The following is an 833-nucleotide window of genomic DNA, read 5'->3' on the forward strand; positions in this document are numbered from 1 at the left end:
CGTTCACCGGTGCCGGCGCGCACATCGTCACCGGCGGCACCGGCGCCCTGGGCCTTCTCGTCGCCGAGCACATCGCCGCCGCACGGCGGGCCGCCGGTGTCACGGGCGGCGGCATCGTGCTCGCCGCGCGTACCGCCCCGGACCCCGAGACCCTGGCCCGCGCCGACGCCCTCGGCGCCCGGGTGGTGCTCGCCGACGTCACCGACCCGGCCGCCGTACGCGACCTGGTGGCCGAGGCCCGCCGGGCGCACGGCTCGGTCAGCGGTGTCGTGCACGCGGCCGGCGTCCTCCGGGACGGACTCGTACGCACCAAGCGGCGAGCGGACGCGGACGCCGTCCTCGCCGCCAAGGTGCACGGCACCGTGCTGCTCGACCAGGCGACGGCGGACGAACCGCTGGACTACTTCGTCGCGTTCTCCTCGGCGGCCGCGGCCTTCGGCAACGCCGGCCAGAGCGACTACGCCTTCGCCAACGCCTTCCTCGACCACTTCGCCGAGGAGCGCGAGCGGCGTCGCCGCGAAGGCGCCCGGCACGGCAGGACCCTCGCGGCCGCCTGGCCCGTGTGGGCCGAGGGCGGCATGCGCGTCGACACCGACGCCGAGGCCTACATGGAGCGGGCACTCGGCATGCGCCCGTTGCGCACCGCCCCCGCCCTGCTGGCCCTGGAGCGGGCCCTCGCCCACACCGCGCCGCGCCTGCTCCTGGCCGCCGGCGACCCCGACCGCATCCTCCAGGCCCTCGAAGGCGCCGAGCCGCACAAGGACGAGTCCGCCGCCGCGCCCGGATCCCACGAGCGCGCCGAGGAACTGGTCCTGCGGCTGCTCGCCGAGGAA

At 77.2% G+C, this 833-nt stretch carries 1 protein-coding gene; it reads left to right on the forward strand.

Translation table 11 applies throughout. The annotated features are described in order from the left end of the window. On the forward strand, positions 1–833 hold an 833-nt coding region (locus EBH09_RS38235), incomplete at both ends, for an SDR family NAD(P)-dependent oxidoreductase (RefSeq protein ID WP_202977435.1).

This window comes from Streptomyces sp. E2N166 (genome assembly GCF_003671715.1).
GTDB lineage: Bacteria > Actinomycetota > Actinomycetes > Streptomycetales > Streptomycetaceae > Streptomyces > Streptomyces thinghirensis.